The organism is Roseburia sp. 831b (assembly GCF_001940165.2).
Lineage (GTDB): Bacteria > Bacillota > Clostridia > Lachnospirales > Lachnospiraceae > Roseburia.
In genome coordinates this window covers 691,881-708,725 of record NZ_CP135162.1, presented here as the reverse complement: position 1 = coordinate 708,725, position 16,845 = coordinate 691,881, and the positions used below count along the sequence as shown (strand labels likewise).

17 protein-coding genes and 1 other RNA gene are annotated in these 16,845 nt (G+C 40.0%); all 18 read right to left on the bottom strand.

The features are described from left to right. Nucleotides 1-25 precede the first annotated feature (25 nt). The 18 genes from BIV16_RS03175 to BIV16_RS03090 all read right to left on the bottom strand — a co-directional run bounded on the left by BIV16_RS03175 (nt 26) and on the right by BIV16_RS03090 (nt 16,833). Nucleotides 26-937: a chemotaxis protein gene (locus BIV16_RS03175; protein ID WP_075679382.1), complete on the bottom strand. Its 912-nt coding sequence runs from the start codon at nt 935-937 to the stop codon at nt 26-28. Nucleotides 938-1,015: 78 nt separating this feature from the next. Next, nucleotides 1,016-1,741: a DUF4352 domain-containing protein gene (locus BIV16_RS03170; RefSeq protein WP_075679383.1), complete on the bottom strand. Its 726-nt coding sequence runs from the start codon at nt 1,739-1,741 to the stop codon at nt 1,016-1,018. 66 nt (nt 1,742-1,807) lie between these two features. Further along, nucleotides 1,808-3,334 (bottom strand): sensor histidine kinase, encoded by a 1,527-nt coding sequence (locus BIV16_RS03165; protein WP_075679384.1) that lies wholly within the window; start codon nt 3,332-3,334, stop codon nt 1,808-1,810. Then, a complete protein-coding gene (locus BIV16_RS03160; RefSeq protein WP_075679385.1) occupies nt 3,327-4,013 on the bottom strand; it encodes a response regulator transcription factor in 687 nt (228 codons plus the stop codon). Before BIV16_RS03160 ends, BIV16_RS03165 begins: the two co-directional genes overlap by 8 nt. Nucleotides 4,014-4,086: 73 nt before the next feature. Continuing rightward, the gene (locus BIV16_RS03155) at nt 4,087-4,728 is read right to left on the bottom strand and encodes a hypothetical protein (protein ID WP_075679386.1); all 642 of its coding nucleotides are present in this window, start codon (nt 4,726-4,728) and stop codon (nt 4,087-4,089) included. Nucleotides 4,729-4,877: 149 nt separating this feature from the next. Beyond that, on the bottom strand, nt 4,878-5,501 hold the full coding sequence (locus BIV16_RS03150) for a hypothetical protein (protein WP_075679387.1): 624 nt from the start codon (nt 5,499-5,501) through the stop codon (nt 4,878-4,880). A 265-nt stretch (nt 5,502-5,766) separates the two neighbouring features. Further along, nucleotides 5,767-7,131 carry an FtsW/RodA/SpoVE family cell cycle protein gene (locus tag BIV16_RS03145; protein WP_075679388.1) on the bottom strand — a complete coding sequence of 455 codons (1,365 nt, stop codon included), beginning with the start codon at nt 7,129-7,131 and terminating at the stop codon, nt 5,767-5,769. A gap of 15 nt (nt 7,132-7,146) precedes the next feature. Next, complete coding sequence (locus BIV16_RS03140) at nt 7,147-7,476, bottom strand: PadR family transcriptional regulator (RefSeq protein WP_075679389.1); 330 nt, start codon at nt 7,474-7,476, stop codon at nt 7,147-7,149. Between the two features lie 673 nt (nt 7,477-8,149). Further along, nucleotides 8,150-8,572 carry a type II toxin-antitoxin system HicB family antitoxin gene (locus BIV16_RS03135; RefSeq protein WP_075679390.1) on the bottom strand — a complete coding sequence of 141 codons (423 nt, stop codon included), beginning with the start codon at nt 8,570-8,572 and terminating at the stop codon, nt 8,150-8,152. 55 nt (nt 8,573-8,627) lie between these two features. After that, nucleotides 8,628-8,798, bottom strand: coding sequence for a type II toxin-antitoxin system HicA family toxin (locus tag BIV16_RS03130; RefSeq protein WP_075679391.1), 171 nt, complete (start codon nt 8,796-8,798; stop codon nt 8,628-8,630). Between the two features lie 154 nt (nt 8,799-8,952). Continuing rightward, nucleotides 8,953-9,293: a transfer-messenger RNA gene (gene ssrA, locus BIV16_RS03125) on the bottom strand. Between the two features lie 69 nt (nt 9,294-9,362). Next, the gene (smpB, locus tag BIV16_RS03120; protein ID WP_075679392.1) at nt 9,363-9,827 is read right to left on the bottom strand and encodes an SsrA-binding protein SmpB; all 465 of its coding nucleotides are present in this window, start codon (nt 9,825-9,827) and stop codon (nt 9,363-9,365) included. A 67-nt stretch (nt 9,828-9,894) separates the two neighbouring features. Then, a complete protein-coding gene (rnr, locus tag BIV16_RS03115) occupies nt 9,895-12,078 on the bottom strand; it encodes a ribonuclease R (protein WP_075679393.1) in 2,184 nt (727 codons plus the stop codon). A 143-nt stretch (nt 12,079-12,221) separates the two neighbouring features. Continuing rightward, nucleotides 12,222-12,461: a preprotein translocase subunit SecG gene (secG, locus tag BIV16_RS03110; protein ID WP_075679394.1), complete on the bottom strand. Its 240-nt coding sequence runs from the start codon at nt 12,459-12,461 to the stop codon at nt 12,222-12,224. 121 nt (nt 12,462-12,582) lie between these two features. Further along, nucleotides 12,583-13,761 (bottom strand): phosphoribosylaminoimidazolecarboxamide formyltransferase, encoded by a 1,179-nt coding sequence (locus BIV16_RS03105; RefSeq protein ID WP_075679395.1) that lies wholly within the window; start codon nt 13,759-13,761, stop codon nt 12,583-12,585. Nucleotides 13,762-13,830: 69 nt separating this feature from the next. After that, nucleotides 13,831-14,544, bottom strand: a complete 714-nt coding sequence (locus BIV16_RS03100) for an IMP cyclohydrolase (protein WP_075679396.1) — start codon at nt 14,542-14,544, stop codon at nt 13,831-13,833. Between the two features lie 161 nt (nt 14,545-14,705). After that, complete coding sequence (locus tag BIV16_RS03095; RefSeq protein ID WP_143524697.1) at nt 14,706-15,527, bottom strand: hypothetical protein; 822 nt, start codon at nt 15,525-15,527, stop codon at nt 14,706-14,708. A gap of 94 nt (nt 15,528-15,621) precedes the next feature. Continuing rightward, entirely contained in the window at nt 15,622-16,833 is a 1,212-nt protein-coding gene (locus tag BIV16_RS03090) for a glycosyltransferase family protein (protein ID WP_075679398.1), read from the bottom strand. Between the last annotated feature and the right edge of the window lie 12 nt (nt 16,834-16,845).

Below are 16,845 nucleotides of genomic sequence, written 5' to 3'. Positions count from 1 at the left end.
CACACCCCTTTTCACTTTAAACGTATTATCTTGAAGAAAGTCCCTTGTCGATGAGTTCATCAATTGCGGATACCAAACTTCCAATCTCTGGCTTGGTCAACTGAGCATCTGCACCGATCTGTTCTCCTTTTCTTCTCATTTCCTCATTGACTAAGGATGAGAAGATAACAACTGGAATCTTCTTTAACACATCATCTGTCTTAACAAGCTTTGTGAGGCGGTGACCATCCATAAGTGGCATCTCAATATCTGTGATAATGCAATGAACCTTATCTAAGACATCTCCTTCCGCTTTCATCTGACAAAGCTTATCCCATGCTTCCTGTCCATTCATATTCATAATGATGTTGGTATAACCTGATTTTTTCAGACAGTCTGTAATCAATTTACCAAGAAGCGGAGAATCCTCTGCAATCAGAATTGGAGAATCACATCTCTCTCTTCCTGTCATGTTATCTACATCAGATACCTTAAGTCCTGTCTCTGGACTGATATCTGTCACAATCTTTTCAAAGTCAAGAATGACAACTAATTTGTCACCCAGTTTGATAACACCGGTAGATGCGCTGTTATCTTCTGTATTAATTGTAGAATCCGGTTTGATAATGTCTTCCCAGGATACTCTGTGAATTCCGATTACCTCATCTACATGAAATGCAATATTTAATTTGTTAAAGTTGGTAATAATGAACAATCCGCCCTCTTCGGATGGCTGCATTCCCAAGCAGCGTTTCAAGTCAATAACTGTCATCATTACATCACGTGGCATAAAAATACCTTCCACACTCGGATGTGCATTTGGAATTGGTGTAACTGCCTGATATGTTAAAATTTCACGAATCTTCGCAACATTAATTCCATAATGGTTGTCACCTAATGTAAATTCCAAAACCTCTAATTCGTTCGTACCTGTTTCCAAAAGAATATTTGTATCCATCACATATCTCCTCCTGCAGTCTTTGTAAAATAATTATATCATATATTGTTTCATAATTATACGATTTTTCGTGTATTTTTACAAAATAACCGCTATTTTTTCTCCATTCATGTTCACTTCCAGGTTCATATCTGTAATATTAGCACCTGTTTCCTCATTTACCTTAAAAATTAATACGGTGTTTACGGACTGTCCCGCTGCAATTGTACCTTGATAAGTCGAAAAATCCGTCAGCAGAATTGTCGTCTCTGCCGGCACTTCTTCACCGTTAATCGTTGCCTTAAAAGATGGTTTTTTACTCAGATTGTCCAGCGTGATATCCTGATTTGTATTGTTTGTCACGTTCACATTCAGAATCACGTATGTACTTCCTGCAGGTGCATTTAAAGAATAATAATCTTCCTCTACATAACTTGCATTTACATCATACCCTGTATAGGAAACTGACAATCCATCCGTTCCAAATAAATCTTGCAGTGTCTTTCCTGTCTGCTCTGCATTCTCCTGCGGCTGTCCGCCCTCGCCGGCATTCTGTGCACCATCTGCAGTCTCCGTCGACGTATCCTGCGGTGTCTCTTCCGCAAGTTCTGTCTCCGTCTCTTCCTGTGGCTGTAACTTGGATGGATCCACATAGGTAATGCCATCTTTCTGCTTTACATTAAACTTCGCAACAACATGCGCCGCGTAATTGACAATCAAAGACTCTTCTGACTGCGTCAATTCATAAGGTGCCTCGCCGCATCCACCAAGTAATAATGTTGCAGTGCAAATCGCTGCTACCGCTTTCATCCTTGATTTTCCCATTTTCACTCCTTTGAAAATATCAGTTAAATTTTACTTCATGTTACCATTTTTTTGAAAATTTATCAACTATATTTTTGGTTCTTCTTTCCTATTACTGCTTGCATTTGTATCAAGCTCCAGCCAGAACTCTACTCCGTCTTCATGGTTAATGACACCACACTCGCGGTTTAAGGACTCCATGATTGCCTTTACAATGGACAATCCGATTCCACTTCCACCATACTCACGTGTTCTTGCCTTGTCTACTTTATAGAACTTAATCCAGATATTATCGATATCCTCTTCCGGAATCGGTTCTCCCGTGTTAAAGACACTGATTCTGACACAGTCTGCCTTTTTCGTATAGAAAATTTTAATTCTCTTATTTAAATCGGCATGATTGACCGCATTACTTAGATAATTTGTCATAACTTCTTCAATTTTAAATTCATCCGCCCAGACATACATCGGCTCATCCTCTAAAAATTCAACCGTTATTCCGTTTTGCATCATCAAAATTGTAGTAGAATTCAGCACACCTTTGATGAGTTCTGTCATATCAAACCGTTCAATCACAACCTTGTCATTTCCAAATTCCAGCTGATTCAATGTCAAAAGCTTTTTCACCATCTGGTTCATCTTATCCGCTTCATCCATAATGACTTCACAGTAAAAATCCCTGCTCTCTGCATCATCGTTGATACATTCTTTTAGTCCTTCTGCATATCCCTGGATAAGTGCTAACGGCGTCTTTAATTCATGAGAAACATTCGATAAGAATTCTTTTCGCATTTCATCAATCTGTGTCTTTTTCTCAATATCAAGCTTTAACTGGTTATTTGCACCTTTTAACTCTGAAATCGTTCTCTCTAATGCCTCGGAGAGATTGTTGATATGCATGCCTAATTCGTCAATCTCATTTGTGTACTTCTTGCGGCTCTGATACTTAATATCGAAATCAAGCTCTGTCATCCGCTTTGAAATATTGGTCAGCTCTAAGATTGGCGTCGTAATTCCCTTTGACACAAAAATAACAATGACTGCACTGATTAAAATTGCAAGCAATCCAACATATCCCATAAAACGATTTGAGATTGAAGCGCTCTCACGAATGCTTTCCAGTGCGGTTCTCATCATGATAAAATTGCCGTCCGACAACGTTCCCCACAGGACAAGGTATTCAGAATTTAACCTTTCATCTGTCTGCTTTTGTAAGACATAATTGTCGGATTTTTCTAACGTTGTGGTCTTTGCATTTCCGCCATCAAAAATCAAATCCATAAACTGAATCATGATTCCCTGATTATCATTGGCAGAAGATCTTACAATCGTTCTGTCCGGTCCTATAATCAGCACAGTAATATTTCCGTTGGCACATAAATTTTCAAACGTTACATCATACTCTTGCTTTTCAAGGATTCCCTTTGTCGCTGCATCATCAATCGATTCATAGCCTTCTAACATGCTGTTTTGCTTATGTGCAATATAGTAGCGTTCCAGGAATGTATTATTTAAAAACCAGCATAAGAATACCGTCCCTGCCACAAGACCGATGATAATCACTGCCATCTGCCATGTCAAAGACTGTGTCCTCTTTTGTCCTTTCCTACGCATTTTCCACCTCGAACTTATAACCCATACCCCAGATTGTCTTGATATATTCACCCTTTTTGCCCATCTTTGAGCGGAGCTTCTTTACATGAGTGTCAATCGTTCTGGCATCTCCAAAGTAATCATAGTTCCAGACATGATTTAAAATTTTTTCTCTGGAAAGTGCAATTCCGGCGTTCTCCATAAAATAGCTGAGAAGTTCAAATTCTTTAAAACTTAAGTCAATCCGCTCTCCATCTACGGTCACAAGGTGTGCTGTCTTATTCACAACAATTCCACCCAGTTCCATATTTTCCTCTGTCTCTTCTGTTTTTCCGCTTCTACGCAAAATTGCGCCGACACGGGCAACCAGAATCTTTGGGGAGAATGGTTTTGAAATATACTCATCTACGCCAAGTTCAAAACCGTTTAGTTCGTCGCTTTCGTCCCCTTTTGCAGTTAACATAATAATCGGAACTTTCGATGTCTCCCTCACCTCGCGGCAGACATCCCAGCCATTTAATTTTGGCATCATAACATCTAAGATAATCAGTGCAATATCCTTTTCCCGATAAAATAAATCGAGTGCTTCCTCGCCGTCTGCTGCCTCTAAAACCTCATAATTCTGACGCACCAAAAAGTCCCTGACTAATTTTCTCATTCTGCTTTCATCATCTACTACAAGAATTTTTACTTTTTCCATACGACTCATGCCTCTCTTCGCTCATTCTTTTCTTGCTAATAGAATACCAACTACCTATGAAAAAAATGTGAATTTATTCTTGTGTATTTGTTTCTTCAACAGTTCCATCATTCTGTGTATCCTCTGAGATTCCATTTTCCAGTTCCTGCTGGCGAAGCTTAGTCTCACGCTCATTTAATTCCTGTTCCCAGGATTCGTATTTGTCGATAATCTTCGATTCATAGTTTAAGATTGTTGTCTGATTTGTTGTCAGATTAATCAAAAACATGCAGACGATACAGACTGCAAGTACAACATTGATTACCAGCGAAATCTGAAACTTCTTCTTATAATCCACCCCTTTTCCTGTGACTGGTGCCTGATTCCGTCTGATGTCTGCGTTCTTTTTCTCTGCTTTCTTTGCCTTTTTACGGACCAGCGCATCGGTTTCTCTCGTAACCGTCGGAACCGGTAGGATGTCCTCATCGTTGATATACGGTACCTTTTTCAGATAATCCTGCAATTCTGCGAGGTAGGCTATTCCAACTTCCGTTTCAAACACTTTCTGGCGTATCATATCCTTATAAATCTGTAACACCATCTCCGGATTCTCCATATCCGTCTTGCTCTTGATATAACGAACGCCTTCTGCTTCCTTCTGGGCTTTCTTTGCCTCTTCTGGATCTTCAAAAACAAATCCATTTACAATCGTAGTTATATTTTCTTTCTTTGCCATTTCTTTTATCCCCTGCCATTCTATGGAATCATCTTAGCACTCTCTAAAAAAGTATAGCACATTACACCCAAAAAAATTTTCCTTTTTCTAGCGAAACTCGGCTATTTTTTCCCGATTCTATGCCAAGATTCCATTTTTATTGCCTGTATCTATTCTTCCTCTGCGAAAAAGGCGTCACAAAATCCATTCCATTTTATCTCATATTCTTCATGACTCAGTTTTTCCATCTGTGCTGCGGATGTGACGCCCCGCTTTTTTGCCTCCGCCACAAACCATGCAACGTACTCTTCTACCTCCGTCAGGAAGCCATACACATGCGTAAATCCTTTTACAAGTGCAACTTTTAGCCTGGTGTGACCATCCAGTGAAATATAGCCTGTCTCACTTTTTCCAAGTGGAATCACCACATCCTGTTCCGTCTTTATAAAAGAAGATACTGCCTCCATTTTGCTTTCATCCACATAAAACTGGGATGGCTGGATTTTCTCAATTGGAACGCGAAACACTTCTACTTTCGGAAATTCCTTCACCAGATTTCCTTTTTCATCCAAAAATCTAGTGATATGCCCTGCAAAAAATCGAAACTCCTCGATAATTTTTTCATAGAAATCCACGCACGCCCCACGGATAATTGCATCTGTCTTCGAAACAATTTCTACTTCATACGGCTGCGTCCCATTCACCAAAAAGGCTCCATGCTGTTTTAACACTTTTTCTGAAAAAAGCGGGTGCGAATATGTATTCACACGTTCTATTTTTTCTATCTTTTCCATTTTTCGCTCCAAATTCTCTATCTATGTTTTAACTACAATTATCGTTCCATCCTTATTATGCGTGATACAACGCATAAATGCAAGAATTCTGCCAATTTTTTGAAAAAGATTGTCCCACCTTCCTGCATGTTTTCCTATCTCACTGCATATATTAGTATGGGAGGTGACCTGATGTTAGCCTGGATTTGTTATCTGATTTTGAAATTTAAAACTGCTTAAGATTTGTTGCCAGGGAAGTCGGTTCAGGGAACGGCTAGCTTTATATCTATAAGTTTACATCCAGTTTTTTCTTGATAACTACCCTGTCTGAAATATTTCCCGGATACACATCCTTGTATCTATATATGCTTAACACAATTCCAATCAATGCGTAACACAATATCATATTACTTCCACCTGCTGAAAAGAACGGAAGAAATGATGCGGATGGTGGCAAAACTCCGATGGAGCAACATATGTTTATAACTGCATTCATGAGTAAAATCATTCCGCATCCCACACCCATGGTAAAACCAAGTTCATTTTTCTGTCTCATCACTGCACCAAACAGGAATACAAGCAGCACTGCCAGTACGGATATAATGATGATTCCAGCAAGGGAACCATAACTATTGATAATATAGGTAAAGATATAATCTCTGTTCAAATCCGGCAGATATCCCAAAATGTCTTTCTGGCTTTTTCCAAACATGGGAACATTTTTGGTATACTCCCTTATGACCGATAATACATAACCTTCTTCCTGATTTGGCAATAACCAGCTTCGGATTCTTGCCTCCTGGTAATCAGCGAGCAGATGCAGCGAATATAATCCGAACAGGCTGACGAATGGCAATAACAGAAATACCGTCCATAAGCCGGTTAAAGCAGCCCTTTTATTGACTTTAAACCAGCCTTTACATACCGCAATGGTTAATTGTACCAACATACAAATCAGCAAAATTCCTGCCACGCCAAGACTTGGTATTCTTACTGCTATGAGTGTCGGAGTCAAAAGCCATGCAATACATTTTAAGAGAGCTCCAAACCCTCCACCCCGATATTTGTAAAGAATTGCGCCATACACCGGAACATACAGCATCATAAACGAAGTGGCACTGACACTCAAATTGAAAATATAATACCTTGCTCCATGAAATGAAGTTCCAAACAAAACCGTGTAAAGTCCGGCTCCTATGATAAAAAGCCCTATGATTTTGGAATACTTTGCAATCACTGTGTAATCCACAAAATAAATCACTACCATAAACAACATTCCAGCAAAAATGCTTTTTAAGAATTTTCTCATCGAATAATTATAACTCATATGACTTAGCTGCTCTAAACCATAATTGTTAATAGCAGATGCAAATGCCCACTGTACCAGTATTGCCAGCAAACTGATAATTCCAACAATGACAATCACATTCCATCCCATTTTGGGTTTATGAATTCTATCTAAGGAAATCCCCACTTCGACAGGATCTCCCATATCGAGCACTGCATTCTTTTCCGCTTCCGCATCAGACATACCGTTCTCTTTGTTATCTGCCATCTGTTCTTCGATGTGGTCTCTTATTTCTTCTGCTATATACGGTCTTGCTTTCTTGCACCTGACCTGAGAGATAAGTTTTTCAATATATTCTTCCATCCGCTTACCTCCCACCTAACCTTCAAGCGCAAGTACGTTGGATACCGCCGTTTTGTATTCATTCCACTCAACCGTTTTCTTTGCCAAAAGTCCCTTGCCCTCTTTCGTTATACTGTAATATTTCCTTGTCTTTCCAGTAATTTTTTGCTCATAGGACTTTAGCAGTCCTTTTTCCTCTAGCCCATGTAACAACGGATAAAGAGTACCTGCTTTCAGTTCAAAAACATTGTTTGATTTCTTCCTTAGGGTATCAATCATTTCGTAACCATACATATCCTTTTCATCCAGCAGCTTAAGCAATAACATCGTCATGCTGCCTGATAGTAACGTTTTGTCCACTGACATTTTCCCTACCTCCTTGTGTATAGATAATCTATATATCGACTACCTATATAGTATATCGATGGTCAATATATGTCAATAGGGAATTTGGGAATGGAATCTTTTTTTGCAAAGTTTTGCATGCCTACAAGCTAATATCCGGTCATAGGCACGCCTTTTTCCTCTGTCCCGTAACACAAAAGCGGTGCTTTAGGCTCTAAATTAAGCTCTAGGCACGCAAATTTCAGGGGTGATTGCTGTGCCTTATACTAAATAAAAAGCAATAGGCATGCCCGACGCCCTGTTCTTAAAGGAAAATGTGCATGCCATATTGTCAAAAATCATCAATAGGCATGTCACAAAACAGGAAATGGCTTAAAAGCGCACCTGCCTATTCCAATAAAATCGGCGTCAGGCACAGCCATCGTAATAGAGATGCAAACAAAAGGAGCTGCAAAATATGTCTCATATCAAGGAATGTCAGTTCCGACAAATGCCTGTTCGGGCATTCCCTGATTAGATCCTATTTTACAGCCCCTTAGCTTCTGATAAATAATATATATCACAGATGTGGTATCAATTACTATCAAGTGTTTTGTATATCTTCTGAAAGCTTTCCCTGTATCGCTTTAATTCTGCCTTATATAATGAATGCTATGCGTGTCCTCGCCAGGCACACATTCCTTATATCTCTGCTCTATCTAGATACTCCTAATTTAGTCATCAATGCTTCTTGTAATACTCGCGAAACATTAATATGCGCCTTCTCAGCTTCCTGATTCAACCAGTTAGGAAGTGTCACATTCCTCCTTACAGTTTTATTGTCCACCTTGCGACGATATTCACCAAAATCAATATCTACTAATGATACACATCCAGCACCATCTTCTGCAAATGTTCCTTGTGATACATCAATAACGTTAAATTCACTTGGTTCCGGCAATTTCTTTCCTTTATCCTCATATGAAATTCCCTTTAATCCAATTGCATCTCTAGCCATTTCAACAGCATCTGCCATTCCATATCCCTCTGTTAAAATTTCCAAGTCAGGTACTTCTATTAAAACCGTATCCTTTTGATCATTTAACGGTGTAAATATTACTGGATATACCTGTCTCATTCTAATAACCTCCATTCAACTATCTATTTATAACTATATCCAAGGTTTGGGGATATTATAATCCCCATTTCCTTAGAATTGCTTTCGCCAATCTTTCATTAATTTCCTTATGTCTTGGAATTTGTTCCTCATCGAAACCTCTGACATATACATCATGATTTCCACCATGTCGTTCAAATTTAAAACCCACAGACTCTAACTTTTTAATTAAGTCTCTTTGTTTCATATATTTTCCTCCTTTAATTATAATATACACATTTTTTGTGTATTGTCAATATTATTATGTGTATAAAATGTGTATATAGTGAAGGAGAACCAGACTCCCAACTCTCGTTATCATTAAAACGCACAAAAAAGTACCGCAAATGCGGTACTTTTTCAAGTGGACTAGACGGGAGTCGAACCCGTGTCCGAAGGAAAATTCCCTGTCCTTCTACGAGTGTAGTTTATTCTTTGACATTCCCTCTGCGCCTCGGGAACAAACACCCTAGACGTTTTAGTAGCTTCATAATACGCCCACTGCCTCAAAGCTTTGACAGTGTCGTTTCTCACATGGTCGAAGCCGGGATTCTAAAGTGTGAGTGCTTTAGAGCCGACTGCTGCCATTAGGCAGCGTATGCTAAATTATCTTCAGCGTTTAATTTTAGTTTGGCCATTTGACGCATTACCATACGACTCGCTTCTCCAGCTGCAGATCCCCCGTCGAAACCTTTACTAGCCCCTATTCAGTTTTTGCGGCGCCTAAGGCGCCATCTATCGTAACACACAAAAATGTGTGAAACAAACTTTTTTACAGATTCCGAATCTTAAATTCGCGCTCTGCCTCACGTCTCATATCTTTCTTTGCGATATCCTGACGTTTATCGTATAACTTTTTACCTTTTGCAAGCGCAATCTGCACTTTTACCAGACTGCCTTTTAAGTATACTTCCACCGGAACTAACGTATAGCCTTGCTCTGCACTCTTCGACTCCAGTTTTCGAATCTCCGACTTGTGCATCAAAAGCTTTTTCGGACGAAGCGGGTCTTTGTTAAAAATATTCCCTTTTTCATAAGGGCTGATGTGCATTCCATACACATAGACCTCTCCTTTTTCAATACGCACAAACGCTTCCTTGATACTGCATTTGCCCATGCGGATTGATTTGACTTCGGTTCCGTTTAGTTCCACACCGCATTCATACTTTTCTTCCAGGAAATACTCATGATATGCTTTTTTATTGTTTGCCACTAACTTAAATGCATCTTTTGCCATCACGCCATCCTCCCTTTCAAATTTCTGATGCTTTCCTAGTATACCCCAATTTTACAGTATATGCAACTTATTCTTCTGATAAAACCTGTTCTTCTGCCGCATCCTTTTCTTGTGATGTCTCATCCTCGTCTGTCACAACATGAAAATCAATCGTTCTCATCACACGGTCTGTCCCCACAAGACGTACTTTTACGCTCTGACCAAGCTTATAGCGCTTGTTTGTCACCTCACCGACCATCTCGTAAGTAGATTCCTGATAATGATAAAAATCATCGCGAAGACTTGTCACATGGACGAGTCCTTCCACCGTATTTGGAAGCTCTACATAAAAGCCCCATTCTGTCACGCCGGAAATAACACCTTCAAAGACCTCTCCGATATGTGTAGACATATATTCTACTTTCTTTAATTTGTCAGTCTCGCGCTCCGCCTCATCAGCGCGTCGTTCCATCTCGCTGGAGTGCTTTGCAACCTCTGGCAGAATTGCATTGTAATGCTCAATTCTCTTTTCATTCATTCTGCCGCGAAGTGTCTCTTTGATAATACGATGAATCTGCAAATCCGGATATCTTCGAATCGGGGATGTAAAATGACAGTAGTAAGATGTTGCCAATCCAAAATGTCCGGTACTCATAATCGAATATTTTGCCTGTTTCATCGAACGGAGTGTCAATCTGCTAATCAATGCCTCCTCCGGTGTTCCGTCTATTTTCATCAAAAGTTTTTGTAATTCTTTCGGATGTACCTCATCCTGATTGATGTGAATAGAATATCCAAAATTATTGATAAATGTGGACAGCTTTTGAATTTTTTCCGGGTCTGGATTATCATGGGTACGATACACAAATGGGAGCTCCTGCCAGAAAAAGTCCTGTGCTACCGTCTCATTTGCAATCAACATAAAATCTTCAATAATCTTGGTTGCCACATTCCTGTCATAGGGCTTGATGTCAATTGGTTTTCCCTTTTCATCCAAAATGATTTTTGTTTCCGGGAAATCAAAATCAATCGAACCACGTTTCATGCGCTTTTTCCGCAAAATTGCGGCAAGTTCTTTCATGCGCTCAAACATTGGAATGAGTTCTTCGTATTCCCTGCACTCCGCCTCATCATGCTCTTCTAAGATTTTTTTCACGCTGGTGTAACTCATTCTGCGGTCCACTTTTACAACCGTTTCGGCAATGGTGTGATCGATTACATTTCCTTTTTTATCGATTGTCATGATACAGCTTAGTGCCAGACGGTTCTCACCCGCATTCAAGGAACAGATTCCGTTGGAAAGCTTATGTGGGAGCATTGGTATCACACGGTCTACAAGATAGACAGAAGTTCCTCTTTTTAAGGCTTCTACATCAAGCGCACTTCTCTCCTGCACGTAATTGCTGACGTCCGCAATGTGAACGCCTAATTTGTAATTCTCCCCGTCCATTGTCAGCGTGATTGCATCGTCTAAGTCTTTTGCATCCTCACCATCAATGGTGACCGTCTGCCAGTCTCGGATGTCCATGCGGCCTGCCATGTCTGCCTCACTTACCTCATTGGAAACATTTTGAGCCTGGCGGAGAATCTTATCCGAAAATTCAACCGGCAAATCATAGCCTCTTACAATCGACATAATATCCGTTCCCGGATCATTGATATGTCCGATAATCTCAACCACTTTTCCTTCCGGTTTCTTTCCATGCTTTCCATAACTGGTCAATTCTACGACCACTTTATGACCACTGATTGCACCTTTTGAACGCTCCAATGGAATAAAGATATCTTTTCCAAATTTAGGATTATCCGGTACTGCAAAGCCAAAGTTTTTACTCTGCTCATAGGTACAGACCACCTGCGTCATGCCACGGCTGATAATTTTGGTGATCGCACCTTCTCTTCTTTTTCCACTTCGTCCGTCCTCCACAGACACCTGAACCACATCCTGGTGAAGTGCTCCATTTACCTTGGATTCTGGAATGAAAATATCCTCATCTTCCCCTTCCACCGTCACAAATCCAAATCCTCTCTGGTGTGCTGTGAAGGTTCCGGTTAAAAATTTTCCTTCTGACTTTGTGTATTTTCCCTTGGAAGAAATGTCAATTTTTCCTTCTTCCAATAAGACCTGTAACACTTCCTGCAGCTCTTTTCTCTGTCCTTTTGGCACGCCAAGAACAACCGCCATCTCTTTTGCTTTCATTGGCACGTAAAGCTCATCGCAGATAAAATTATAGATCATATTTTTTCTTTCCTGGAATAACTCCTGATTCATTTTGCTACGTTCCTCCTTCGTATGACGTCATTCTTATTGTGTCCAAAAATCAAAAACTATGCGTTCTTTTCCAAACCTGACTTTGCAAGTTTCCTATTACATGAAAAAAGACTGTCGCACTTTACGACAGCCTTCCTTGTTCTCTAGAAACTTCCAATATTCAAAACTGCTGCAATCACAACAAACAAAACTACCAAAACTCTGGTAATCTTTACTAACATACCTTCCATGGAACGTCCTTTGTTCTTGCCCCAATAGGTATCTGCTGCACCACTGATTGCACCAAGTCCTGCGGATTTACCTTCCTGCATCAAGATAATAACTGTTAAAGCTAAACTGATTATAATAAAAATAACGGTTAAAATCGTTTTTAAGATAGCCACGATCTACACCTCCTACTTATTCTTTACTCACAACTTATCAAAGTATATCATATACATTTAGCTTTTTCAAGCATTTTTGGGAAGATAAGCCTGATACAAACGGGAATTTCTCTTCCCCAAATTAATGATGGAACAAACGGATTCCGGTAAATGCCATTGCGATATCATATTTGTTACAGATTGCAATAACATGGTCATCACGGATAGATCCGCCTGGCTGGGCAATATATTTGACACCGCTCTTATGTGCACGTTCTACATTGTCACCAAATGGGAAGAATGCATCCGAACCTAAAGATACATCTGTGTTCTTATCTAACCATGCACGTTTTTCTTCTGCTGTAAAGACTTCTGGTTTTACTTTAAAGATATTCTCCCATGCGCCATCTGCCAAGACGTCCATATAGTCTTCTCCGATGTATAAATCGATGGCATTGTCTCTGTCTGCACGACCGATTTTATCCAAGAACTGAAGTCCTAATACCTGTGGAGACTGACGTAACCACCAGTTATCTGCCTTAGAACCTGCAAGACGGGTACAGTGGATTCTGGACTGCTGTCCTGCACCGATACCGATTGCCTGTCCGCCTTTTACATAACATACGGAATTGGACTGTGTATATTTTAACGTAATCATGGAAATTGCAAGGTCAATTTTTGCGGATTCTGGAATCTCTTTATTCTCTGTTACCACATTGTCAAAGAAATGCTCGTCGATGACCAGCTCATTTCTTCCCTGCTCAAATGTGACACCAAATACTTCTTTGTGCTCGATTGGAGCCGGTACGTAATTTGGATCAATCTCAATCACATTGTAATTTCCCTTTTTCTTTGCTTTTAAAATCTCAAGCGCCTCGTCTGTGTAACCAGGTGCGATAACACCGTCGGAAACCTCACGTTTGATAATCATGGCAGTTGCCTTATCACAGACATCGGATAAGGAAATGAAATCGCCAAAGGATGACATTCTGTCCGCACCTCTTGCTCTTGTATAAGCATTTGCAAGTGGTGTAAATTCCATATCCATATCATCTACCCAGTAAATTTTACGCTCTACCTCGGTAAGTGGAAGACCCACAGCCGCACCTGCAGGTGATACATGTTTAAAAGATGTTGCTGCCGGAAGACCTGTTGCTTTTTTTAACTCGCTTACTAGCTGCCAGCCGTTGAACGCATCGAGAAAGTTGATATATCCAGGTTTTCCGTTCAGTACTTTGATTGGAAGTTCGCCTTCCTGCATATAAATTCTTGATGGTTTCTGATTTGGATTACATCCATATTTTAATTCTAATTCTTTCATGATAATCTCCCATTCCTTTTGTGAAAATTTTCACATTGTCTCTCTTTTTAAACTGTTCTGATTTGGAACTTATTTATTTTTGTTTACGATTCTTGTCTCATATTTTCCGGTTGCAATATCGATGTAACGAACAAATAAAGATACCTTGTTATCTTCGTTTAAGTTCTCCCAGACTGTCTTTGTGAACGTATCGATATCACCTTCTAATCCAACAAGCTTTGGTTCTCCCTCAAAACTTGGAAGTGGATTGCCATCTCCCATATAAGTATGAATGAAATGAGCTTCTCCGGCTACCGGATTCTGATATGCAAAAGTGTAACGGTTACATGCATCCGGGTTTCCATTGTTGCTCTTTAAAATTGACATTGCATAGTTGTATGTACCATTTTCTACATGCATGATACCTGAAATTCTTGGTGTATAGTTTGGTGCATCCGGCTCGAACTCTCTGGTACGAAGTGCCTGCTCAAATGTCTGCTGTTTATCCATCAATTCGTAAATGGTATCAGTCTGATCACCATTTGTCACAATTGTCTTATTGCCTAATACACGAACAGGTGCATAGATAATCAAGCTTGGATCACTTAATTTAGAAGGATCAAATGCCTGAGTGCGAATTCCTTCTCCATCTTCTACAAAAACTCTGTTACGGCTATTCTCGCTTCTACCCATAATAAAATAAGCAGTTACAGCATATTTTCCGTCAGCAGATTTTCCAATTACAATTCCACGTCCTGGATAAGTATTTCCTGACAACTCATTCTTTAATGATCTTAATTCCATTTTTTTCCTCCTTCAGTTCCAACAAGCTAAAAAAATAGCGCAGACATAAGCCTGCGCCTGTCCGATATCCATTCTAGCATGATGCCTTTTTTTTTACAATGGAATCGGCATTATTAGTTATATGAATTTATTTACTTATTTCTATTAGAAAAACTAATATATCATCCTCTTGCCTGGAACGTGCTGCTGCCAGTCTCGTAAGCACGGCCTGTATTGCTGTAAGTACTGCTGCTATAAACCTTGCTAAGATTAGACAGATTGTACTCTGCACTCGATTTGATATACTTTGTCTTTGCCGTCACTTTGTCAACAAAGCTGCCTTTCTCGCCAAAAACAGCTTTCAAATCCTTCCAATCAGCTGCCTTTAACTTTGCCTCATCAACGGTAAGTGTACCGTCTTTGTTTGCGCTGATACCAACTTTGGTAAATGCAGCAGAACTTATTGTCCCATACTGTTTTAGCTGCTTTAAATACAATTCATTGGTATTCGATGAGATATCATTCATCTTGTCTATCATATCGTTATACTCGTTGATAAACTCCAATGCCTGTTTTTTCACCTTATCCTTGGCATCTGCAATCTTTTGTTCTGCTTCTTTCTTCTTCGTCTCGTCCGTGATGTCTTCAGAAACCGTCTTAGATGCCTCGTCAAAAAGGGAGCCTTCACTCTCATCCAAAAGCTTTTTACCGGATGAAACTACATTTGTCGCATACTGTTTTAAAAGTGTGTAGTTCTTCTTCTGGGCTGCTGTCGTGACATTCTCGTTCTTATTCGAACTTGTGTCCGTCCCCTGCAGCTTCTTCATCAAAGCATCATAGAGTGATAATTTGTTGTTGGACGTATTGAGTGCTGATAACGTCTTAGAACCTGAGGAACTCTTCGTCCGCTTTGCTCTGCCAGCACTGATTCTGTAATTGATTTTCGCCTGTCGAACCTGTCTTGAGCGAGACAGTGACATTGCTGATCGGCTTTGTATTCTCATAGCTCTTTCCCCGTTTCGTATAATCTTACTTTTTAATACGTTACAAGATATATATCGAATCTATCTATGAAAAATGAACCCCATTTAAAAAATCTTAAGAATTTAACTCCATTTGTAATTGGATTGCCCGCTCCCCCCAGGTACATTCCCTGCTTGCACGCTCATAAGCTACGTCCGCAATATGCTGCATCTGCTCCGGATTTTCCAATAATTTTTTTACCTGACACTCCAGCCTTTCCATCTGCTCCTTGGAGTAGAAAATCAGATGTTCGCCATCCTTCCACTCTTCCCGCAGATAATGCGTATCATCGGTAAGGGAGACCGCCTTTTGAAGCATTGCTGTAAAAACCCTGTCGTGTGCGCCGTCGGTAAAACCAGGCATCACATTCAAACAGATTTTCGCATTGGAAATTACGTTCACACAATCCGCAGAACTTATCATTCTCCCATTTGTTATCAGATTCCACGGTTTTTTACAGGAAAAATGTTCCCAACCAGCACCAAATACATGCACCTTAAGGTCTGCATCCGTCAAGGTACGAATCACCTGATCACGGAAGGAAGTTCTTGCACAAAGATCCAGAAAACACATTTTTTCCATAACAGAACTCAGGTCTTCCTCTGTGACTGCTCCTACCTCCTGGCGAATCTTCTCCTCCAAAATTACATCCACCGGCACATACGGATGCTCCATCAGGCTTTGATAAATATCCCGATAAAATCTTTGATATTCCGCATCTGCCTCCCTGATTGGGCGGTCAATCTGCTCCATTGGCACATAGTTGGCTGTAAAAACCACGTCATATGGCCGCTCCCCGACTGGCAGCATGTGTTCTTCATCCTGCAACATAAGATTGGAAGTCTTTTTTTCTTTTTCGAGCAAAACATTTCCACCGAGTGGCAAAAATTTCACAATGTAATCCGGGTAAAACCGTTTCAAATAGGTAACGTGTTCTCTGTCAATGCAAAAGATTTTCATCCCTTTTCCATATCTTTTTAACTTTGTATGGTAATAAAGCGGATGATCCACCAAAATGTTTAAGATTGGTATCTCATATTGCTCCCAGATGGAAGTATCATTCTCCTTCCAAAAGATATCTTCTCCGCCGACTCCAATAAAATTAAATGTAAGAAGTGCCGTTGTTCCTTTTTTTACAAACCCTGGAAGTTCCCTTAGGTTTTCATTCAAATTATCGTAGTCAACAAAAAATACATCCATTCCCTGTTGTATAAACGTTTCTGCTATCTGCTTCGAAAAATACCCTAGCGTCTCAACCGCATTTTGAAATAGGATTACCCGTTCCATCGTTCTCTCCTG